We start from the raw sequence: 20,467 nt of genomic DNA on the forward strand, positions 1-20,467 counted from the left end.
GAGGGTGCGCCATTGTAGGTGGGCATCCGGTGCAAACCCTAGTAAGCAAGACCACGTACACGGTGGTTTCGCTTTTGACTTTTTGTGCGGTAGCCCGGCAACCGTTTCGCCCTTGAAAGGCTGACGAAAAGTGTGACTCCTACAATCCTCCGCTGACCCCTTTTTGCACACTTTCTGCCCACTTGCCACCGCCATGAACTTCATCCGTTTCTCCGACCTGTGTGCCCAAGGCCGTGCCCAAGGCCAACGCGTCTTCATCCGCGCCGACCTGAACGTCCCGCAGGACGACAGCGGCGCCATCACCGAGGACACCCGCATCCGCGCCAGCGTGCCCTGCATCCGCCTTGCCCTGGACGCCGGTGCCGCCGTCATGGTGACCAGCCACCTGGGCCGCCCGGTGGAAGGTGAGTTCAAGCCCGAGGACTCGCTGGCCCCCGTGGCCACGCGCCTGGCCGAGTTGCTGGGCCAACCCGTGCGCCTGGTGGCCCACTGGGTGGACGGCGGCTTCGATGTGAAACCCGGCGAGGTGGTGTTGCTGGAAAACTGCCGCCTCAACGTGGGTGAGAAGAAGAACAAGCCCGAGCTCGCCGCCAAGCTGGGCAAGCTCTGCGACATTTTTGTGCACGACGCCTTTGGCACCGCCCACCGCGCCGAGGGCACCACCTACGGCATCGCCGAAACAGCGCCCATCGCCTGCGCCGGCCCACTCTTGGCGGCCGAGATGGATGCGATTGCAGCCGCCTTGCAAAACCCCAAGCGCCCGCTGATCGCCATCGTGGCCGGCTCCAAGGTGTCCACCAAACTCACCATCCTGCAAAGCCTGGCCAAGAACGTGGACGGCCTGATCGTGGGTGGTGGCATCGCCAACACCTTCATGCTGGCCGCCGGCCTGAAGATTGGCAAAAGCCTGGCCGAGCCGGACCTGGTGGGTGAGGCCAAGGCCGTCATCGACGCCATGGCCGCGCGCGGTGCGGCCGTGCCCATTCCCACCGATGTGGTGACGGCCAAGGCCTTTGCGGCCGACGCGCCGGCCACCGTCAAGAAGGCCAGCGAGGTGGCCGACGACGACCTGATCCTGGACATTGGCCCCGAGACCGCCGCTCTGCTGGCCCAGCAGCTCAAGGCGGCCGGCACCATTGTGTGGAACGGCCCGGTGGGGGTGTTCGAGTTTGCGGCGTTCGAGAACGGTACCCAGGTCTTGGCACAGGCGATTGCCGATTCCAGCGCTTTCAGCATTGCTGGCGGCGGCGACACGCTGGCGGCCATTGCCAAGTACGGCATCGAGAAGGACGTGGGTTACATCTCCACCGGCGGCGGCGCCTTTCTGGAGGTGCTGGAGGGCAAGACGCTGCCGGCGTTTGAGGTGCTGGCGCGCAGGGCGGGATAAGCCCCCACGCGCCGCCGCTGCGCGGGTCGCTGCCCCCGGGGTGTTCGCCTTGGGGCGGCCCGGCGGCGAAACTGACGCACAAAAACAACCGAGCTTGCACGGCGCACCGCCCACGCCAGAAATTGCTTGTGAACGGCATTGATTACGAACAGAATTAACAATCCGTTCATCCGTGGTTACATATGACCTGTGGGCCACGGCTGCATTTCAGCACCAGGAGGGACGCATGAAAATTTCCAAAGCCGTCGGTGTGACGGCAATCGCCGGCCTGTTGGCCACCCTGGCGGGTTGCGCGAATTCGCCCATTCCGCTGGCCCAGAACTTCGAGCTGACCTCGCAATACAAAGTGCGATCGGCCGGCCATTGGGATCTGGTGTCCAAAGACGTGGTGAGCCAGACCGCAGCCACCCTGGACAAAGCCGGCACGGGCAGCACGCCGGTGTACGTGCGTTTGCCGGCCAAGCCCAGCGCATTCGACCACGGCTTTCGCGAGTTCCTCATCACCAAGATGGTGCAAGGTGGCAAGCAGGTGCTGACCACCCCCAACCCCCAGGCGATGGAGGTGAGCTACCAAACCCAGGTGGTGCGCCACAACAGCCCGCGCCCCCATTTCATCCCCGGCGGCTTCACCATGTTGGCCGGCGGCCTGATGGCGGCCTATGGCCTGCGCCTGGAGCACTTGGACGCCAAACTGGCCGGAACACTGGTTGGCACGGGCGCGCTGGACTACGCCAACAGCGTCAATTCGGGCGGCCCCACCGCCACCGAACTGATCCTGACCACCACCGTCACCCGCGGTGGCCAGTATGTGGCGCGCAAGACCGATGTGTACTACCTTGAAAACGTGGACGCCCCCCTGTTCATGAACACCGCCATGCAGAACATGAACTACAAGGTGGTGTCGCAATGAGCAAACGTTTTGTGCTTGCGGCGGTGGCCGCCGCCGTGTTGTCGGCCTGCTCCAGCCCCGCGCCGGTGCGCACCGAACCCACCTACGACGAAGCGGCCAAAAGCGCCTTCATCGTCAGCAGCCAGAGCGCCATCGACAAGCTGCTGGCAGGCGTCAACCGCGAGTCCATTGGCCAGTCGCCGGTGCTGGTGGCCACGGTGGTCAACGTCAACGACCTGTCGCGCGCTGCGCCGCTGGGCCGCACCCTGTCGGAGCAGTACGCTTCGCAGATGGTGGCCAGTGGCCTGCATGTGAAGGAAATCAAGTTGCGCGGCGATGTGTTCGTGAAGGAAGGTGCGGGCGAACTGCTGCTGTCGCGCGAAATCAAGGACATCGCCAAGTCGCACAACGCCTCCATGGTGCTGGTGGGCACCTACTCGACCGCCGCGAGCTTCACTTACGTGAGCCTGAAGCTGGTGCGCACGGAGGACGGCCGCATCCTCAACGGCCACGACTACGCCCTGCCCAACGACCGCGACGTGCAACGCCTGCTGGCCGTGCAACGCTGACGGCGTTTTGACGCACCAACAGCAAGGGGGCCCTCGGGCCCCCTTTGTTTTGGGTTGTCAGAACCGCATCAAGGCCTCATGCGGCCGAGGGCAGCGCCATGGGACCGGTCGCCCGGCCACGGAAGTCGGTCCAGCACTGGCGCGTGAAGTCGTACAACTTGCAGGCGCGGGCGGTGTCGAAATACCAACCCCACGAAAACGGTTGCACGATGATGCGCTCGGGCAGCAGGTGCTCCAGCGTCTTCTGGGCTTCTTTCAGGCGGTAGAGCGGGATGCTCATGTCCACGTGGTGGGCGGTGTGCTCCATGATGTGGTGGACCAGCGCGCCAATGCGCAGCGGGAAGGTGAGGTGCACGGTGGTGGACACAAACGGCTGGGCGCGCTGCCAGGCGGCGCGTTCGTTGTGCCACTTCACGCGCACATGGGTGTGGTGACCGTAGATGACAAAACCCACCATGTGGAACCAGAACACCAGCGGCAACACCACGCCACACAGCAGCAGCAAAGCCACCGACTGCCCGGTGGCCAGGGCCAGGGCGGTGATGGCTGCGGCCCACAACAGGGCGAAACCACTGACCAGCAGGCAGTCTTTGGTGAAGATGGACCGGTGCGTACCGCCCGACTGTGCCGGGCTGGGGAACATCATCTTTTTCCACCAGATTTCAACCATGTAATAGACGCCTGGCCCCCAGCCACTGCGGTACAGGCGCTCCAAGGCGCGACGCGCTGGCGGCAAGGCCTGGTATTCCTCTTGTGTGAGCGGCGCCCAGACGAAGTCCACACCTTTGAGATTGGTGAAGCCATGGTGCACCACGTTGTGGCCCATGTCCCACAGGCTGTAGGCGGTCAGCGAGGGCAGGAAGGCGATGCGGCCCAGCCACTTGTTCAGGCGGCGGTGCGGCGTGAGGCTCTGGTGGCAGGCGTCGTGGCCAATGATGAAGAGGCGCCCGATGACAAAACCGGCGGCCAGGCCACACAAGGCCTTGAGCCAAATCACATCGGCCAGCACCACGCCAGCCAGCAGGCCCAGCCACAAGGTGTAATCCAGCGCCAGCAGCCAGAAGGCGCGCCAAGTGACCCGTTCGGACAAGGGGATCAGCCAGGAGCGAATGACCTTGCGATGGGGCAGCGGCTCGTCCGGGCTCAAGGGCGCGGGCAATTCTGCAGCAGTTGTATCACTTGAATGGTTCATGGCAAAACGCGGCCAACCCGCGTTGGAGATCAAACAAACCCGGCGATGCTAGCCCGCGCACTGTGTCCAACATTTGACGCAGATCGAAAACTGTGCGTTTTGAACCACGTCCGCAGGCGGGTACCGACCAGCGGCGTTCAGGAGTCGAACCAGTCCGGGTCGTTGGCCACCTTGGCCAACTCTTCGCTGAGCACCTTGTTCATCTGCGCAAACAGGATGAGCTTGCGCGTGGTTTCCCGCAGTGTGTCGGCCATGCGCTTGGAGATGGCCAGCAGCAAACGGGAACCCACCGCCGGATCGTCTTGCAAAAGCTGCAAAAAATCCGCCCGCGACAGCACCCCCACTAACATGTCCGTGTTGGCCACACAACTGGCCGAACGGGGCCCACCGTCCAGCAACCCGAGTTCACCAATCAGGCTGCCCGGTCCCATGACCCGCACCACCAGGTGGTCGTCATCGTCTTGCAGCGAGCTGTTGTGCACCGACAGATCGCCCTCCAGCACGAGCAGCATGTGGTCGTTGTGCACCGCCTCACCTTCACGCACAAACTCGCAGCCCGCTTCGATCACCCGGGGCTGCAGATAAGCCACGATCTTGATCGCGTCCTCCAGGCTCAAGGTCTGCAACGCCGTCGGCGTGACCAACAGCCGCGCGGCGCGTTCGTCAGCGTTCATGTCAGGAGAGAGGTCTTCGACAGCCATGGCAGATCTCCTGGTCATTTTCGCAGCCATCTGGCGCCAGCGTGCAAGGTTTACATACAACCCGCCCGATGCCGTGAAACCACCATGTAACTCGCCGCGCAGATAATGGAAACTTGATTACAACAACCCCTGACGGGACGGAGACACACATGCCGCAGCGCGCCACCAAAATTGTTGCCACCCTGGGCCCCGCGTCCAGCGACCCGGCCTTGCTGGAACAGATGATCCGACACGGCGTCAACGTGGTGCGGCTGAACTTCTCGCACGGCAAGGCCCAAGACCACATCGACCGCGCCAACCTGGTGCGCCAGGCCGCACAGCGCGCGGGCCGCGAGGTGGGCATCATGGCCGACCTGCAAGGCCCCAAGATCCGCGTCGGCAAATTTGCCGAAGGCAAGGTGATGCTGGAAAACGGCGCGCCCTTTGTGCTGGACGCCGAACGCACCGAACCCGGCGACATCAACGGCGTGGGCCTGGACTACAAGGAACTGCCACGCGACGTGAAAGCCGGCGACCTGCTGCTGCTCAACGACGGCCTGATCGTGCTCACCGTGGAGCGGGTGATGGGCCCGGCGGTGCACACCACCGTCAAGGTAGGGGGCGAGTTGTCCAACAACAAAGGCATCAACAAGATGGGTGGCGGCCTGACGGCACCGGCCCTCACCGCCAAGGACATGGACGACATCCGCACCGCCATGTCCTTCAAGGCCGACTACGTGGCCGTGAGCTTTCCCAAAACCGCCACCGACATGGAGCTGGCCCGCCAGCTCTGCAACGTGGCCTGCAGCGACGGCCACCGCCCAGGGCTGATCGCCAAGATCGAGCGCGCCGAGGCCATCCCTGAACTGGAAAACATCCTGCGCGTGTCCGACGGCATCATGGTGGCGCGTGGCGATCTGGCGGTGGAAGTGGGCAACGCCACCGTGCCCGCGCTGCAAAAACGCATGATCAAGCTGGCCCGTGAGATGGACAAGGTGGTCATCACCGCCACCCAGATGATGGAGAGCATGATCCTGGCGCCCGTGCCCACCCGCGCCGAGGTGAGCGACGTGGCCAACGCCGTGCTCGATGGCACCGACGCCGTGATGCTCAGCGCCGAAACCGCTGCCGGCAAATACCCGCTGGAGACGGTGATGGAAATGGCCAAGATCTGCGAGGCGGCGGAAAAAGCCCACCACCACGACATCGAGTCCGACTTCACCGGCAAGACCTTCGGCCGCATCGACCAGTCCATCGCCATGGGCGCGCTGTTCACCGCCCACCACCTGGGCGCCAAAGCCATCGTGGCACTCACCGAGTCGGGCTCCACCGCGCTGTGGATGAGCCGCCACGACGTCAAGATGCCCATCTACGCGCTCACCCCAAAGCTCGCCACACAGCGCAAGCTCACGCTCTACCGCAACGTGCGCCCCCTGCTCATGGACACCAGCGCCGACCGCGACACGGCCCTGGCCGACGCCGAGCGGCACCTGAAAAAACGCGGCATCGTGCAGTCGGGCGACGTGTACGCCATCACCTGCGGCGAGCCCATGGGTGCGCCCGGTGGCACCAACATGCTCAAGATTTGTAAGGTGGGGTGAATCCGGCTCAAAGGCACACGCAGCGGTAAAATCGTGCCCAGTTACCACGCGGTTACCAGCCCCCCGCGCCACGCGGCCGGACACAAGCTGCCGCAGGCCCCTGTTCTTTGAACCACCCCTCCAGGAGATTTCCATGGCGCTCGTTTCCATGCGCGAACTGCTCGACCACGCGGCCGAGAACGGTTACGGCATTCCCGCTTTCAACGTCAACAACCTGGAGCAGGTGCAGGCCGTGATGGCAGCGGCTGACGAGGTGGGCGCTCCGGTCATCCTGCAAGCCAGCGCTGGCGCACGCAAGTACGCGGGCGAGCCCTTCATCAAACACCTGATCCAGGCCGCCGCCGAGATGTACCCCCACATCCCGCTGGTGATGCACCAGGACCACGGCACCAGCCCCAAGATCTGCGCTGGCGCCATCGACCTGGGCTTTGGCTCGGTGATGATGGACGGCTCTTTGCGTGAAGACGGCAAAACCCCGGCCGACTTCGCCTACAACGTGGAAGTCACGCGCGCCGTGGTGGACATGGCGCACAAGGTGGGCGTCACCGTCGAGGGCGAGCTGGGCTGCCTGGGCAACCTGGAAACCGGTGATGCCGGCGAGGAAGACGGCATTGGCGCCGAAGGCAAGCTGGACCATTCCCAGATGCTGACCGACCCCGAGGAAGCAGCCCAGTTCGTCAAGGCCACCCAGCTCGATGCGCTGGCCATCGCCATTGGCACCAGCCATGGCGCCTACAAGTTCAGCCGCCCGCCCACCGGCGACATCCTGGCGATTTCGCGCGTGAAGGAAATCCACAAGCGCATCCCCAACACCCACCTGGTGATGCACGGTTCCTCCTCGGTGCCGCAAGCGCTGTTGGCCATCATCAACCAGTACGGCGGCAAGATGAAGGAAACCTACGGCGTGCCGGTGTCCGAGATTCAGGAAGCCATCAAACATGGCGTGCGCAAGATCAACATCGACACTGACATCCGCCTCGCCATGACCGGCGCGGTGCGCAAGTTCCTGGCCGAGAACCCGGACAAGTTCGACGCCCGCGAGTGGCTCAAGCCCGCGCGCGAAGCCGCCAAAGCGGTGTGCAAACAGCGCTACCTGGAGTTTGGCTGCGAAGGTCAGGGCGCCAAGATCCAAGGCAAGGGCCTGCAGGTCATGGCCACCCAGTACGCCGCTGGCACGCTGGCCCAGGTGGTGAACTGAAGCCCCTGGTTTGCCCCGTCTGTGAAGGCCCGCACACGCGGGCCTTTGTGTCTGTGGGCGCGCGCAGCTACCACCGCTGCGAAGACTGCGAGGCGACCTTTCTTGACCCCGCCCACTTCCTCGACGCGGACAGCGAACGCACCGAGTACGAACAGCACCAGAACCTGCCGGGCGACCCCGGCTACGTCCGCTTTCTGAACCAGGTGGCCCAACCCCTGCTGGCGCGCCTGCCGCCGCACAGCCGTGGACTCGATTACGGTTGTGGCCCCGGCCCGGTGCTGGCGCTCATGCTGCGCGAAGCCGGCCACACCGTGGCGCTGTACGACCCGTTTTTCCACCCCAACACGGCGCCACTGCAAACCCGCCACGACTTCATCACCTGCACCGAGGTGATCGAACACTTCCACGCGCCGGCCCAGGAATTCCGGCGCCTGGACGCCCTGCTCCAACCCGGCGGCTGGCTGGCGCTGATGACCTGCTTTCAGACCGACGACAGCCGTTTCGCCCAGTGGCATTACCGGCGTGACCCCACCCACGTGGTGTTCTACCGCGAGGCCACGCTGGCCCACGTCGCACGCCGCCACGGCTGGCGCATGGAGGTGCCCACGCGCAACGTGGCGCTGATGCACAAGCCGCCCCAAGCGCATCCCCGATAATCTCGGGCTCCCCCAGCCCGATGCCCACACCGCCATGACCGCTGCCTCCGCCGTCCACACCTCCTCCATCACCTCGCTGCCGCTGCTGGCCCGCGGCAAGGTGCGCGACAACTACGCCGTGGGCGACGACCGCATCCTGATGGTTGCCTCGGACCGCATCAGCGCCTTCGACGTCATCATGGGCGAACCCATTCCGGGCAAGGGCGCGCTGCTGACGCAGATGGCGCTGTTCTGGTTCGACAAGCTGGGTCACATCTGCCCCAACCACCTCACCGGCGATGCGCCCGAGCGTGTGGTCACCCCCGCCGAAGTGCCTCAGGTGGCGGGCCGCTCGATGCTGGTCAAGCGCCTCAAACCCATCCCGGTGGAGGCTGTGGTGCGTGGCTACCTGGCCGGCAGCGGCTGGAAGGAGTACCAGGAGAACCGCCAGGTGTGTGGTGTGCCCCTGCCCGAGGGCCTGACCAACGCCGCCAAGCTGCCCGAGCCCATCTACACCCCGGCCGCCAAGGCCGAGGTGGGCGAACACGACGAGAACATCACCTTTGAAAAAACGGTGGAGATGATCGGCCTGGACCTGGCCACCCGCATCCGCGACATCAGCATCGCCATCTACAAGGCCGCCGCTGAGATCGCTGCGAGCAAGGGCATCATCATTGCCGACACCAAGTTCGAATTTGGCCTCGACAAGGACGGCACCCTGGTGCTGATGGACGAGGTGCTCACGCCCGACTCCTCGCGTTACTGGCCCGCCGAAGGCTACGCACAAGCCCTGGCCGAGGGCAAGAACCCGCCCAGCTACGACAAGCAGTACCTGCGTGACTGGCTGGAGCAGGCCACAGTGGATGGCAAACCTTGGGACAAAACCGCACCTGCACCCGCGCTGCCGGCCGAGGTGGTGGCCCAGACCTTCGCCAAATACCAGGAAGCGCTCCAGCGGCTGACCGCCTGAGTTCAGGCGTACCGGGGCGTGGCTTCGTCGGCCTCACCCGGCAACAGTTCGGCGAGCAGCATCGCGCTCACCTCGTCGGCCGGCAGGGCTTTGGCGTACAGCCAGCCCTGGAACACCTCGCAGTGGTGCTGCCGGAGAAAACGCAGCTGCCCTTCCGTCTCCACCCCCTCAGCCACCACCGGCAGGCCCAGGGTATGGGCCAGCGCGATCACGGCCCGCACCAGGGTGGCGTCGTCTGGTCGGCTCATGATGTGGCGCGTGAATTCGCGGTCGATCTTGAGGCGCGACACCGGCAACAAGCGCAGGTAGGACAGGGACGAATAACCCGTGCCGAAATCATCCAACGCAATGCTGACGCCGAGGGCGCGCAAGCGCAGCAACACCTCGCGCGCCATGTCCGGGTCGGCCATGGCCTCGGTCTCCGTGATCTCCAGTTCCAGCATGTCCGGCTGCGTGCCGTGCTGCGCCATCAACTGCGCCAGCCTGTCCACCAAGTCGGTCTGACGAAACTGCTGCGCCGACAGATTGACCGAAATCCGCACCGGGGTGCCGGCCCGCGCCCAGTGGGCCGATTGCCGGCAGGCGGTGTCGAGCACCCAGTCGCCCAGGGTTTGAATGAGCCCGCTGCGCACCGCCACCGGAATGAAGCGTTCCGGCGAAATCGGCCCCAGCTCGGGGTCGTGCCAGCGCAGCAAAGCCTCCACCCCCACGATGCCACCGCCAGCCACGGCCACCTGGGGCTGGTAGTGCAGTTCCAGCCCGCCACGGTCCATGGCCTGCTTGAGGCGGTCGTGCAGCTGGTTTTTTTCGGCCAACGCCTGGCTCATGTGGGGTTCGTAGGCGGCCCACACCCCCCGGCCCCGGCCTTTGGCGGCGTACATGGCCATGTCGGCGTAGCGCATCAGGGTTTCGGTGTCTTGCGCATCTGAGGGGTAACAGGCCAACCCGATGCTGGCGCCCAGGCTGACCTCACAACCCTGCAGCCGGCAGGGCGCCGACAGCAAGCGTTGCAGCTTTTCGGCCACCTGCTGCGCATGGGTTAGCGAGGGCAGCTCGGGCAACAACACGGTGAACTCGTCGCCACCCAGGCGCGACAGCACGTCGCCCGCGCGCAATGCCCCCCGCAAGCGACGCGCCACCTCCATCAGCACCTGATCGCCCACGGCATGGCCGTGCGCATCGTTGATGCCCTTGAAGTCGTCCAGATCGAGCAGCAGCAAGGCCAGCGGTCGGTCGCTGCGGTTGGCACGCTGTATGGCCTGCTCGAAGTGTTGCCCAAACATCCAGCGATTGGCCAGGCCAGTGAGGCTGTCGTGGGTGGCCTGGTACTGCATGTCGTCCTGCAGGCGGCGCACCTCGGTCATGTCGCGGATGAACACCACCGCTGCCGGTTCACCCGCCACGCTGCAATGCCCCAGTGCAATATCAACCGGCACCATGGTGCCGTCGTTGCGCATGAGCTGCAGTTGGCGCACCAGCCCCATGGGCCGCGCCACGGGCTGCACAAAATACCCGGCCATCAGGTCGGCGTGTTTGGCGCGCATGCGCTCTGGCATGAACATGTTGACCGAGCGGCCCTCCATCTCGGCGCGGCTGTAGCCACTCAACACCTCCATGGCCGGGTTGGCCTTCAGGATGAGACCCTGCGCATCCACCATCAACACCCCATCGGGGGCGGCGTCGATGGCCGTGCGCTCCAGGGGCTCGACGTGTTCGCTGCGCACCTCAAGCCCCCTGCCGAAAAACCGAGGCGGCCTCGTCCAGCCGCTGTGCCTGCTCGCTCAGCGCGCGGCTCAAGCCAGCGTTGTGCTGCACCTGGGCGGCGTTCTCCTGGGTCATTTGCTCCAGCCGGTTCAGCGCCACGTTGATCTGCGCCACGCCACCGGCCTGCTCGCTGCTGGCCACGCGTATCGATGCCATCATGGACGCCAATCGTTCGACCGTGCCCACCGCGTCTGACATCGCGTCACCGGCACCCGACACCGCACGCGCGCCGGCGTCCACCTGGCTGGCCGACGCCTCGATGAGCTGCTTGATCTCCTTGGCCGCATCGGCGCTCCGGATGGACAAGGCGCGCACCTCCGCCGCCACAACCGCAAAACCCTTGCCGTGTTCACCGGCCCGCGCGGCCTCCACCGCCGCGTTCAGCGCGAGAATGTTGGTCTGGAAGGCAATGCCGTCAATCAGTGCCGTGATGTCGGCCACCCGCTGGCTGGCGTGGGCGATGCCGGCCATGTTGGCGCGTGCCTGCGCCACCATGTCGGCGCTGCGGGCTGCTGCGGTCACCGCGTGGCTGGCCAGGTCGGCCGCTTCCTGCGCCGTTTCGCTGTTGGCCTGTATGGTGGTGGCCAGCTGCTCGGTGGCGGCGGCGGTTTCCTCCAGGCTGGCGGCGGCGTCGCTGGTGCGTCTGGCCAGCTCCTCGTTGCCCTGCTGCAAATCCTGCGCGCCTTCACTGACCCGCACCGATTTGCCCTGGATGTCGCTCACCAGGGACACCAGGTTCAACCCTGCCTGCTCAATGCTGCGCATGAGGCAGCCGATTTCGTCGGCCCGACCAGAGAACAGCGAACGCGCCTTCTGGCCGCTGGCCACCGCCCGCGCCTCCGTCAGCAGCTGCGCCATGGGCCGGTGCACGGCCACACGCAACCACCACAAGGCCAACAACATGGTCAGCGTCCAGACCACAGCCGCCAAGCCACCGGCAGCACCGCCCTGCTGTGTCAGCAGCTGGGCGCTGCCCACCAGCCAGAGGCCCAGCACGCCCAGGCGCATGCGGGCGGCGAGAGGAACAAACTTCCAGCGCGACGCCAGTTGCCACCAGCCATGGCGCACCACATGCCCACGCTGCAAGCCCAGGCGTGTGTCCCCGTTGCGCAGACGCTGGTAGATGCGCTCGTGCTGCTCGACCTCGGCGATGTCGGGCCGGGTGCGCACAGACAGGTAGCCCACCACCTCACCGTCACGCCGTATGGGGGAGGCGTTGGCCCGCACCCAGTAGTGGTCGCCGTCCTTGCGCCGGTTTTTCACCAGCGCCGTCCAAGGGTGACCTTGTTGCACGGTGCGCCACATGTCGGCAAAAGCACCCTCGGGCATATCGGGGTGACGAACCAGGTTGTGGGCCTTGCCATACAGCTCCTCGCGCTCGAAGCCGCTGCAGTGAATGAACGAGTCGTTGGCGTAGGTGATGCGGCCTTTCAGATCGGTGGTGGACAGCAGCGTGTCGCCCTCGCTCAGAGGGAACTCGCGCTGCGAAACGTAACCGTTGTCTCTCATCTTTGTCCTTGCAAATCGGCGCCGGGCCTGGGCGCGGCGAATGGACCCACATCGCAAAATGATTCTGCGGTGACAGGTCGGTATCAACCAGATCTGGCAGGACGAGAAAGCCAAAGATCAACAGACAATGTGATGAATTTCACATTGTTGTGGGTTCGGATGTCGTTTGAAGCATGACCGTTTGCGTCAGATCAAGGACAACCCAACGGTGGGGTCGCCTCAAGCGGGGTCGGTCAGCGTCTTCAATTGCGGCAGGTGCAGTTCGCAATAGGTGCGCCCCAGCCGCGTGATGTGGCCATCGTTTTCCAGCGCGCCCATGGCCCGCGCCACCGACTCCCGGGTCACACCCAGCAGCTCGGCCAGCACCACATGCCCTGGGAGGCGGATTCTTTCGGACTTCTGTTGTGCCCCCATCGCCACCAGCGCGGCGGCCAACTGGGTGCGCACGCCCGGCAGGCGGGTCACACGGGCCCAATCGGCCAAGATGCTGAGGGTGCGGAACACCGCTTCGCCCAAGGGGCGGCGAAACTCAGGGTCGTCCATCACGCCCAACCGCTCCAGGCTGGCCACGTCCAGCTCGCACGTGCGGGTGTCGGACATGGCGATGACGGTCAATGGGTTGGGAAACCCGACCAGGCGGGACGCACCGGTGACCTGACCAGGTGCGGCAATGGCCACGGGCACGCTGGCACGGCCAGACTCGTCCCGGTACATGAGCGCGGAACCGGACTTGATGACCCGCAGCACGCCGGCCTCTTCGCCCTGGCGCTGCAAGACCTGGCCGCGACGGAACGCACGCTCGGTCACGTGGGGCAACACCTGCGCGACCAGGGCGTTGGGCAGCTTGCCCAGTGGGCAGCCCGACTGCGTTGCACAGTCCACGCAGTGGGTGCGCCGCATCGGTTTGTCAGGCAATACACGCAAGGGAAACGACATGGACGCGCTCATGGGGCGGTGTTGCCGCCGGTCAGCAAGGGCCGGAAAGGGCGGATTCTGACCAAGAACGGGGCCACTGATCGGCCTTGGCCAAAACTTTGGCACCCCTTGTGACATGCGTCACTCATCAGATCACCCGACTTCTGGCAGCCGAACGCACAACCGCTCACCCTGGGCTGCGCCGCACAAACGCCTGCATGCCCTCGATGAGCAGCCGCAAGCGCAGCAGCTCCTTGGACCGGTCGTAACGCGGCACCCAGGTTGCCAGCCGCGACACCCGCTGCAGGCGCGGCAGCAGGTGACGCAGAAAACCACGCAGGTCCAGCGCCGGATCTTGGGCTTCGTAGGCATCCAGCACCGCCAACACCGCGGGCGCCCCCAAGGGCAACACCCAACGCGCGAGCGACATCACCAGTTGCAACACGTCGTAGATCTGGCAGGCGTGCAGCGGCATGGCCGGGAACAGGCGCTCTTCAAAATCCAGCCGCGCAAAGTGTTCGCCGTCCCAGGTGATGTTGCGTATCTGAGCCCCGCCGTGCCAATGCCCCCGGGCGTGAAACCGCGCCAGATCGGCGCTCACCGCACACATCAGGGCCAGGTGCTCGGCGGCCGGCAGGCGCTGCAGGCATTCGTCCACCGTCGGGCCGACGTCGCCCAGGCTCAGGCGCCGGCCGTCGAACGCCAGCACCGCGGGCACCTGTTCGCCCGCCTGCGCCAGCTGCTGCAGCCGTTCGTGCTCGAAGGCCAGCAATTCGGTGCCGCTGGCCTGGCGCACCGCGGCCCACGGCACCGGTACGCCCAGAAAATGCGCCATGCACCAGGCAGCCACGGCCTTGCCCGTGCTGCGCAGCGGGCGTTCGGCGGTCTTGGTCCAGACCTTGTCGGAGCGGCGAAACGTGGGCAGGGTGGGTGTCAAAGTGGGCGGATTATGCAAGACGCCCTTATGGCACAAGTCGAGACGCCCTGCCTCGGCACGGGCATGGCCCCAAGCCGTAGCATCCGGCCATGACCACACCCTCTCTTTTTGAACCGACCACCGTGGGCGCCTGGCGCCTGAGCAACCGCGCCGTGATGGCGCCACTGACGCGCAACCGCGCACCCGGCCAATTGCCCACCGCCGACATGGCCCTGTACTACGCCCAGCGGGCCCACCCGCAGGATGGCGCCGGGCTGATCATCAGCGAAGCCACGCCCATCTCGCCCCAGGGCCACGGCTACGCCGACACCCCGGGCCTGCACAACGAGGCCCAGGTGGCCGCGTGGCGCCCGGTCACCGACGCGGTGCACGCGCGCGGTGGCCACATCGTGACGCAGCTGTGGCACGTGGGTCGCATCTCGCATGTGGACCTTCAGCCCGCTGGCCAGCCGCCAGTGGCTCCGTCGGCCATTGCCGCCAAGGCCAAAACCTACCTGATCAAACCTGAAGGCGGCGGTTTCTTCGATGTGTCACCCCCGCGCGCCTTGGCGCTGGACGAGCTGCCGGGCATCGTGAACGACTACCGCCAGGCCAGCCGCCGCGCACGCGACGCCGGGTTTGACGGTGTCGAAATCCATGCGGCCAACGGCTACCTGCTCGACCAGTTCCTGCGCAGCGGCAGCAACCAGCGCACCGACACCTACGGCGGCAGCATTGAAAACCGTGCCCGCCTGCTGCTGGAGGTGATGGCTGCGGTGGTGGACGAAATCGGCGGTGACCGCGTGGGCGTGCGCCTGTCGCCTGTGACCGCCGCCAACGACGCCAGCGACGCTCACCCGCAGCCGCTGTTCGAACACGTGGTGCGCCAGCTGGCCCCCCTGGGCCTCGCCTATGTGCATGTGATCGAAGGGCAGACCGGTGGCGCGCGTGATTTCCAGCAAGGCGACATCCCCTTCGACTACGCCGCTTTGCGCACCATCTACCGTGCTGCTGGCGGCCAGGGTGCCTGGATGGTGAACAACGGCTACAGCGCCGACCTGGCCCAACAGGCGCTGGACAGCGGTGCCGATCTGGTGGCCTTTGGCCGGGGCTTCATCGCCAACCCCGACCTGACCCGCCGGCTGCGCGAAGGCTTGCCGCTCAACGAACTGCAGCGCGCCACGCTGTACGGTGGCGGCGCCCAGGGCTACACCGACTACCCGCTGGCGGTCTGATCAGTCCCAGTTTTTGGCGCGCACCGCCGCCGCCACCGCGTCGGCGAGCAGCTCGTGTCCGTAGGGCGTGGGGTGGAGGCCGTCGGCATAGATGTACGTTTTCCACCAGTTGGCGCCACCACTCACGCCGGCCGGGGGGTTGGCCGACAAGGCCGAGGCGGTGCAGGTGAGGAAGTTGTAGCTGGGCAAGCCATCGCTGCCCACACCCACCACCGGGCAAGCGGTGTCCACCGCGTTGGTGAGGCCGTACTTGCCCGGGTTGGCTACCTGGTCGGTCAAGGTCGCGTAGAAATCGACCACGGCCACCTGGGCGTTGCCGGCGAAGCGGCTGGCCAAGCGGGTGTTGAACGCCACAATCCACTGCCGAATGAGGCCCTGCGCCTGTTGCGTGACACCGGCCAGCACAGCCTGGAAACGCGGGGTGAGGGTGATGTCGGGCAGGTTCAGCACCACCACCTTGCTCGCACCCTTGTCCAGAGCGGAAGCTTTGATGCTGTCGTGGAACGTGTCGGCCAGCGCCTGCATGTAGGCGCCCCCGGCCTGCTCCGGACCACCCAGCTGGCCGAACAGGGCGTCCACCGTGGCGGCAGGCAACAAGGAGATCAACAAGGCACGGTAGGTCGCCTGGCCCTGAGCGGTGGTGGCGCCCAGATAAGCGCCCGCCAAGTCGGCAGCGTCGTTGCCGCCACCGTCCACCAGCAGCAGGTCGGTGCTCTTGTAGCTGCCGTGCACTTGTGCCGCTTGCTGCAGTTGTAGGGTGATGGAGCGCGGGTCTTGCGGGTTGCCCACGTTGTTGATGCGCCCGCCACCCACGGCGTAGTTGGTGCATCCCGCTTGCACCGTGACCGCCTGTGTGAGCGGGTTGACGCGGTTGTAAGCGCACAAGGCGTCGGCGTCTGACACCTCTTGCGCCACCAACTCCGGCCAGATCGGGGTGGAGCCCGCCCCCGTGCCTGCGCTGCCCTGCACCGTGAACTTGAGACCAAAAGTGCCGCTGTCGGCCAGGCTGTCGCCCATGACCTTGACGGACGTGATGGCGGGATCGCCACCCCCACAAGCGGCCAGCAGCAAAGCGGTGGCCAACGCAGCCAGATGCAGTCAAAATTTCACACGTGTCTCCTGAGGGTTGGGCACCAGTGCCAAGACCACCCATCTTCTTAGGCCAGCACAGGCAGGGGCATAGGGCAAACACCCAGGAGAAAGTGCCTTTGTCGCACGCGCGACAAAAAAAGGGCTCAGGCCTTGTCGCGCGCGCGCCACCAGCGCCCCAAACCCCAGGCCATGACCGCGTCCATCACACCGGCCAACACCAGGGCCAGGGCCACCAAAGGCGCCACCTCGGGCGCAAAAAAAGCGGGTTTGATCAGCCAGATGGCCAGGCCTGCCAGGACCATGACCACCGCTGCCGCGCCCAACACCCACTGCACCAGGCGGCGCCCGCGCTGTGCCGCTGCCAATGCGTCCCGAGGCGGTGGAGGCGAACCCGACACACCCCGTTCTTCGGGAGGGCGAAAATCCACGGTCATGACCATCTCCTGGCGGGTGACAAGCCGCCATTTCAGCACAGCCTTTTCAACATGAACAGCATCGCCCCGCTTCTCGACATCGCCGATCTGCACTTTGCCTACGCGCCCGACGTGGTGGTGTTCAAGGCCTGGTCTGCCCAGGTGGTGCCGGGCTTGACGGTGGTCTGTGGCGACGAGAGCAGCGGCAAGACCACGCTGCTGCGCCTGCTGGCCGGGGAGCTGCAAGGGCGCGGCGAGATCACGCTGAACGGCGCGCCCTTGCGCACCCTGGATGTGTTCTGGCAAAACCCGCGCGACGCGCCCGATGACACCACCGCCAGCACCTACCTCGCAGGCCAGGCCCTGCGCTGGCCCACCTGGGATGAAGCTGCGGCACAGCACCATGTCGATGGCCTTTCGCTGCGCGAGCACCTGCACAAGCCCTTCTTCGCGTTGTCCACCGGCGGGCGGCGCAAGGTCTGGCTGGCGGCGGCGCTGGCCTCGGGCGCGCCCCTCACGCTGATGGACGAGGTGTTTGCCGCACTGGACACACCCTCGATCCGTTACCTGAGCCAGGCATTGCAGCAGACGGCCGCCCAGGCCCCCCAACGCTGGCTGCTGGCCGCACACTGGGACGCACTGCCAGGCGTGCCTGACGCGCGGATGCTGCGCCTGCATCAGCCGGCGTAACGCGACAGTTCCCAGTCGGTCACGGCGCTGGCCCAGGCGTCCCACTCGGCGCGCTTGAGGCGCAGGAACTGTGCGCAGAAAGCCTCGCCCACATCGGCGCGCAGGCGCGTGTCGGCCTCCAGCGCATCGAGCGCGGCGCACAGGTCGCGTGGCAAGCGCGGTGGCATAGGCAGGCCGCAGGCCTGGCGCTCGTACAGGTCTTCGTCGCAGGGCTCGGGCGGTGGCAGCTCACCGTCCAGGCCCGCCAGACCGGCCGCCAGCGTGGCCGCGATGGCGATGTAGACGTTGCACGAAGGGTCGGGCAGGCGCCACTCCAGCCGGCCAGCCACGGTGCGCAACAGGCAGGTGCGGTTGTTGTCGCCCACCGCCTTCCACACCGGCGCCCAGGTGGTGCCCGAGGCGCTGTGGCTGGCGGCCAGCCGCTTGTAGCTGTTGACGGTGGGCGCGCACAGCGCCGCAAGGGCATCACCGTGGTGCAGCAGGCCCGCGGCAAAGCCCAGACCTGCGGCGCTCAAACCCATGGGGCCGCTGGCGTGCGCAAACACGGCCCGGCCCTGCGCATCCGTCAGGCTCAGGTGGAAATGCAGGCCGCTGCCAGGCGCATGGGCCAGGGGCTTGGGCATGCCGCTGTAGACGAAGCCGTGGCGCTCGGCCACCGCGTGGGCGCTGAGCTGGAACAGCTGGAAGCGGTCGGCGGCGGCCAGCGCCTCGTCGAACTTGTAGTTGATCTCGTACTGGCCGTTGGCGTCCTCGTGGTCCATCTGCTGCAGCTCAAAACCCAGGGCTGTGAGCGTGGCGCGCATATCGTCTAGAAAGTCGCGCTGGCGGTGCATCGCCTTGAGGTCGTAGGAGGGCTTGGCCAGGCGGTCCTCGCCATCGCCTGCGACCCAGTGGCCTTCACTGTCGCGGCGCAACAAAAAGAACTCGGGCTCGATGCCCACCCACAAGGTCAAGCCCCGCTGGACCGCACGCGCCAGCTGGCGCTTGAGCACCTGGCGCGGGCAAGTGTCCAGCGGCACGCCGCCAGCAAAACCGTCACACACCGCGTGGGCCACGCCAGGCATGAAGGGCAACGGGCGCAAGCTCTCTGGCGCCAGGCGCCCAAAGTACTCGCTGCGCGCGCCGTGCCGTGGCAGGCCCGTGCCCCAGATGCTGGGGCCGGCAAAACCCGCGCCGCTGTGCACCCATTCCGCCAGCAGCGCCAGCGGCACCAGCTTGCCCTTGGGAACCCCATGCAGGTCGGTGAACTGCGCCAGCACCGAATGGATGCCTTGCGCAGACAAGCGCTCTATCGTCGCGGCAAGATCGTGGGCCATGCGCTCACACCGGTGAATCGATGCGAATCCAGGTCGTCTTGGTTTCGGTGTACTTGTCGAAGGCGTGCAGCGATTTGTCGCGACCCACACCACTCTGCTTGAAGCCCCCAAAGGGCACGGTGATGTCGTCCTCATCGTACTGGTTGACGTGCACCGTGCCGGCGCGCAACGCGCGGGCCACGCCGTGGGCCTTGTTGATGTCGCGCGTCCAGACGCCGGCCTGCAGGCCATAGATGGTCTGGTTGGCCTGGCGCACCACGTCGGCCACATCGCTGAAGCCCAGCACGCTGAGCACCGGGCCAAAGATCTCTTCGCGCGCGATGGTCATGTCGTTCTTCACGCCGGCAAAAATGGTGGGGCGCACGTAGCAGCCACCCCGCACCGGCTCGGCGGTGGTGCCGCCGGTGAGCAGCGCCGCGCCTTCGCTTTTGCCCGCCTCGATGTAACGCATCACGGTGTTGAGTTGCGTCTGGTCCACCACGGCGCCCATGACGGTGGCCTTGTCCAGCGGGTTGCCCGGCTCGTACTGCGGCACCAGCGCCAAGGCCTTTTCCAGGAAGCGCTCGCGGATGCTGTCTTCCACGAACAGGCGCGAAGGCGCGTTGCAGCTTTCACCCTGGTTGAAGAAGATGCTGCCCACGGCGGCCTCGACCGCGCGGTCGAGGTTGGGGCAGTCGGCGAACACGATGTTGGGCGATTTGCCGCCCAGCTCGGTCCAGGCGCGCTTGAGGTTGCTTTGCCCGGCCATCACGTGGATGTGTTTGCCCACGCGGGTGCTGCCGGTGAAGGCGATGCAGTCCACGTCCATGTGCAAGGCCAGCGGGCTGCCGGCCTCGGGACCAAAGCCGGGCACCACGTTGAACACGCCGGGCGGGATGCCGGCGGCCAGCGCCAGCTCGGCCAGGCGCAGCGCGGTGAGCGGCGACTTTTCGCTGGGCTTGAGCACCACCGAGTTGCCCGCCGCCAGGGCCGGCGCGATCTTCCAGGCGGCCATGATCATGGGGTAGTTCCAGGGCACGATGATGCCCACCACACCCACCGGCTCGCGGGTGATGAGGGCTAGGCCGGTGGCGGGCGTGGGCGCGATCTCGTCGTACACCTTGTCCACCGCCTCGCCGTACCAGCGGATGCAGTTGGCCGCGCTGTTCACGTCCACGCCCTTGGCGTATTTCACGGGCTTGCCCATGTCCAGGGTTTCGGTCAGCGCCAATTCGTCGGCGTGTGCCAGCAGCAGGTCGGCGAACTTGATCATCACGCGCTTGCGCTGCGCGGGCGCCAGGCCAGCCCAGCGGCGGTCTTCGAAGGCGGTGCGCGCGGCGGCCACGGCGGCATCAACGTCGGCCTCGGTGCAACGGGCCACCTGGGTCAGCAAGCGGCCGTCCACCGGCGACAGGCAGTCGAAGGCGGCGCCGCTGCGGGCGGCCACACGCTCGCCGTTGATGAAAGCGCGGCCGTCGAAGGTGATGGTCTGGTCAGTGAGCTGGGAAGTCATCGCG

At 66.2% G+C, this 20,467-nt stretch carries 19 protein-coding genes; 9 read left to right on the forward strand and 10 right to left on the reverse strand.

Annotation, left to right across the window (positions count from 1 at the left end; all coding sequences use genetic code 11):
- The first annotated feature begins 193 nt into the window (after window positions 1–193).
- From ACFQPB_RS09420 to ACFQPB_RS09430, 3 genes are all read left to right on the forward strand, one after another.
- Window positions 194–1,387, forward strand: coding sequence for a phosphoglycerate kinase (locus ACFQPB_RS09420; protein WP_382222268.1), 1,194 nt, complete (start codon window positions 194–196; stop codon window positions 1,385–1,387).
- A 226-nt stretch (window positions 1,388–1,613) separates the two neighbouring features.
- Complete coding sequence (locus ACFQPB_RS09425; protein ID WP_382222270.1) at window positions 1,614–2,297, forward strand: hypothetical protein; 684 nt, start codon at window positions 1,614–1,616, stop codon at window positions 2,295–2,297.
- The gene (locus ACFQPB_RS09430; RefSeq protein WP_382222273.1) at window positions 2,294–2,845 is read left to right on the forward strand and encodes a FlgO family outer membrane protein; all 552 of its coding nucleotides are present in this window, start codon (window positions 2,294–2,296) and stop codon (window positions 2,843–2,845) included. Before ACFQPB_RS09425 ends, ACFQPB_RS09430 begins: the two co-directional genes overlap by 4 nt.
- A 76-nt stretch (window positions 2,846–2,921) precedes the next feature.
- Here ACFQPB_RS09430 and ACFQPB_RS09435 read toward each other — a convergent pair whose 3' ends face one another.
- Window positions 2,922–4,037: a fatty acid desaturase gene (locus ACFQPB_RS09435; protein WP_382222275.1), complete on the reverse strand. Its 1,116-nt coding sequence runs from the start codon at window positions 4,035–4,037 to the stop codon at window positions 2,922–2,924.
- A 137-nt stretch (window positions 4,038–4,174) separates the two neighbouring features.
- Complete coding sequence (locus ACFQPB_RS09440) at window positions 4,175–4,738, reverse strand: cyclic nucleotide-binding domain-containing protein (RefSeq protein WP_382222278.1); 564 nt, start codon at window positions 4,736–4,738, stop codon at window positions 4,175–4,177.
- 149 nt (window positions 4,739–4,887) lie between these two features.
- Between ACFQPB_RS09440 and pyk the strand changes: the two genes are divergently transcribed.
- The 4 genes from pyk (at window position 4,888) to ACFQPB_RS09460 (ending at window position 9,121) form a co-directional block, all read left to right on the forward strand.
- Window positions 4,888–6,318 (forward strand): pyruvate kinase, encoded by a 1,431-nt coding sequence (gene pyk, locus ACFQPB_RS09445; RefSeq protein ID WP_382198592.1) that lies wholly within the window; start codon window positions 4,888–4,890, stop codon window positions 6,316–6,318.
- 133 nt (window positions 6,319–6,451) lie between these two features.
- Window positions 6,452–7,516 carry a class II fructose-bisphosphate aldolase gene (fba, locus tag ACFQPB_RS09450; protein ID WP_382222280.1) on the forward strand — a complete coding sequence of 355 codons (1,065 nt, stop codon included), beginning with the start codon at window positions 6,452–6,454 and terminating at the stop codon, window positions 7,514–7,516.
- 47 nt (window positions 7,517–7,563) lie between these two features.
- Window positions 7,564–8,172 carry a class I SAM-dependent methyltransferase gene (locus ACFQPB_RS09455; RefSeq protein ID WP_382222283.1) on the forward strand — a complete coding sequence of 203 codons (609 nt, stop codon included), beginning with the start codon at window positions 7,564–7,566 and terminating at the stop codon, window positions 8,170–8,172.
- Between the two features lie 34 nt (window positions 8,173–8,206).
- Window positions 8,207–9,121 carry a phosphoribosylaminoimidazolesuccinocarboxamide synthase gene (locus ACFQPB_RS09460; RefSeq protein ID WP_382222285.1) on the forward strand — a complete coding sequence of 305 codons (915 nt, stop codon included), beginning with the start codon at window positions 8,207–8,209 and terminating at the stop codon, window positions 9,119–9,121.
- Between the two features lie 2 nt (window positions 9,122–9,123).
- Here ACFQPB_RS09460 and ACFQPB_RS09465 read toward each other — a convergent pair whose 3' ends face one another.
- The 4 genes from ACFQPB_RS09465 to ACFQPB_RS09480 all read right to left on the reverse strand — a co-directional run bounded on the left by ACFQPB_RS09465 (window position 9,124) and on the right by ACFQPB_RS09480 (window position 14,246).
- Window positions 9,124–10,845: a putative bifunctional diguanylate cyclase/phosphodiesterase gene (locus tag ACFQPB_RS09465; protein WP_382222288.1), complete on the reverse strand. Its 1,722-nt coding sequence runs from the start codon at window positions 10,843–10,845 to the stop codon at window positions 9,124–9,126.
- Window position 10,846: 1 nt separating this feature from the next.
- Window positions 10,847–12,394 (reverse strand): methyl-accepting chemotaxis protein, encoded by a 1,548-nt coding sequence (locus ACFQPB_RS09470; RefSeq protein WP_382222291.1) that lies wholly within the window; start codon window positions 12,392–12,394, stop codon window positions 10,847–10,849.
- A 219-nt stretch (window positions 12,395–12,613) separates the two neighbouring features.
- Window positions 12,614–13,342, reverse strand: coding sequence for a Crp/Fnr family transcriptional regulator (locus ACFQPB_RS09475; protein WP_382222294.1), 729 nt, complete (start codon window positions 13,340–13,342; stop codon window positions 12,614–12,616).
- Between the two features lie 154 nt (window positions 13,343–13,496).
- Entirely contained in the window at window positions 13,497–14,246 is a 750-nt protein-coding gene (locus ACFQPB_RS09480) for a BUD32 family EKC/KEOPS complex subunit (RefSeq protein ID WP_382222297.1), read from the reverse strand.
- 89 nt (window positions 14,247–14,335) lie between these two features.
- On the opposite strand from ACFQPB_RS09480, the gene ACFQPB_RS09485 reads away from it, so the two are divergent.
- Window positions 14,336–15,460 (forward strand): alkene reductase, encoded by a 1,125-nt coding sequence (locus tag ACFQPB_RS09485; protein ID WP_382222299.1) that lies wholly within the window; start codon window positions 14,336–14,338, stop codon window positions 15,458–15,460.
- Here the strand turns inward: ACFQPB_RS09485 and ACFQPB_RS09490 are convergent, their stop codons facing one another.
- Together ACFQPB_RS09490 and ACFQPB_RS09495 are read right to left on the reverse strand one after the other, a co-directional pair.
- Entirely contained in the window at window positions 15,461–16,543 is a 1,083-nt protein-coding gene (locus tag ACFQPB_RS09490; protein WP_382222301.1) for an SGNH/GDSL hydrolase family protein, read from the reverse strand.
- 152 nt (window positions 16,544–16,695) lie between these two features.
- Window positions 16,696–16,986, reverse strand: a complete 291-nt coding sequence (locus tag ACFQPB_RS09495) for a hypothetical protein (RefSeq protein ID WP_382222304.1) — start codon at window positions 16,984–16,986, stop codon at window positions 16,696–16,698.
- Between the two features lie 51 nt (window positions 16,987–17,037).
- On the opposite strand from ACFQPB_RS09495, the gene ACFQPB_RS09500 reads away from it, so the two are divergent.
- Window positions 17,038–17,655, forward strand: coding sequence for an ABC transporter ATP-binding protein (locus ACFQPB_RS09500; protein ID WP_382222307.1), 618 nt, complete (start codon window positions 17,038–17,040; stop codon window positions 17,653–17,655).
- On the opposite strand, the gene ACFQPB_RS09505 is transcribed toward ACFQPB_RS09500, so the two are convergent.
- Window positions 17,643–18,971 (reverse strand): type III glutamate--ammonia ligase, encoded by a 1,329-nt coding sequence (locus tag ACFQPB_RS09505; protein WP_382222310.1) that lies wholly within the window; start codon window positions 18,969–18,971, stop codon window positions 17,643–17,645. The two genes, ACFQPB_RS09500 and ACFQPB_RS09505, sit on opposite strands and share 13 nt — an antisense overlap.
- 4 nt (window positions 18,972–18,975) lie before the next feature.
- Window positions 18,976–20,463, reverse strand: a complete 1,488-nt coding sequence (locus ACFQPB_RS09510) for an aldehyde dehydrogenase (protein ID WP_382222313.1) — start codon at window positions 20,461–20,463, stop codon at window positions 18,976–18,978.
- Window positions 20,464–20,467 lie beyond the last annotated feature (4 nt).

Source organism: Hydrogenophaga atypica (assembly GCF_042665215.1).
Taxonomy (GTDB): domain Bacteria; phylum Pseudomonadota; class Gammaproteobacteria; order Burkholderiales; family Burkholderiaceae_C; genus Hydrogenophaga; species Hydrogenophaga defluvii_A.

Coding starts and splice junctions, on each gene's coding strand:
- ACFQPB_RS09500 (WP_382222307.1), top strand. CDS start 17,038: ATGAACAGCATCGCCCCGCTTCTCGACATCGCCGATCTGCACTTTGCC.
- ACFQPB_RS09440 (WP_382222278.1), bottom strand. CDS start 4,738: ATGGCTGTCGAAGACCTCTCTCCTGACATGAACGCTGACGAACGCGCC.
- ACFQPB_RS09430 (WP_382222273.1), top strand. CDS start 2,294: ATGAGCAAACGTTTTGTGCTTGCGGCGGTGGCCGCCGCCGTGTTGTCG.
- ACFQPB_RS09495 (WP_382222304.1), bottom strand. CDS start 16,986: ATGACCGTGGATTTTCGCCCTCCCGAAGAACGGGGTGTGTCGGGTTCG.
- ACFQPB_RS09460 (WP_382222285.1), top strand. CDS start 8,207: ATGACCGCTGCCTCCGCCGTCCACACCTCCTCCATCACCTCGCTGCCG.
- fba (WP_382222280.1), top strand. CDS start 6,452: ATGGCGCTCGTTTCCATGCGCGAACTGCTCGACCACGCGGCCGAGAAC.
- ACFQPB_RS09420 (WP_382222268.1), top strand. CDS start 194: ATGAACTTCATCCGTTTCTCCGACCTGTGTGCCCAAGGCCGTGCCCAA.
- ACFQPB_RS09505 (WP_382222310.1), bottom strand. CDS start 18,971: ATGGCCCACGATCTTGCCGCGACGATAGAGCGCTTGTCTGCGCAAGGC.
- ACFQPB_RS09435 (WP_382222275.1), bottom strand. CDS start 4,037: ATGAACCATTCAAGTGATACAACTGCTGCAGAATTGCCCGCGCCCTTG.
- ACFQPB_RS09510 (WP_382222313.1), bottom strand. CDS start 20,463: ATGACTTCCCAGCTCACTGACCAGACCATCACCTTCGACGGCCGCGCT.
- ACFQPB_RS09470 (WP_382222291.1), bottom strand. CDS start 12,394: ATGAGAGACAACGGTTACGTTTCGCAGCGCGAGTTCCCTCTGAGCGAG.
- pyk (WP_382198592.1), top strand. CDS start 4,888: ATGCCGCAGCGCGCCACCAAAATTGTTGCCACCCTGGGCCCCGCGTCC.
- ACFQPB_RS09485 (WP_382222299.1), top strand. CDS start 14,336: ATGACCACACCCTCTCTTTTTGAACCGACCACCGTGGGCGCCTGGCGC.
- ACFQPB_RS09475 (WP_382222294.1), bottom strand. CDS start 13,342: ATGAGCGCGTCCATGTCGTTTCCCTTGCGTGTATTGCCTGACAAACCG.
- ACFQPB_RS09425 (WP_382222270.1), top strand. CDS start 1,614: ATGAAAATTTCCAAAGCCGTCGGTGTGACGGCAATCGCCGGCCTGTTG.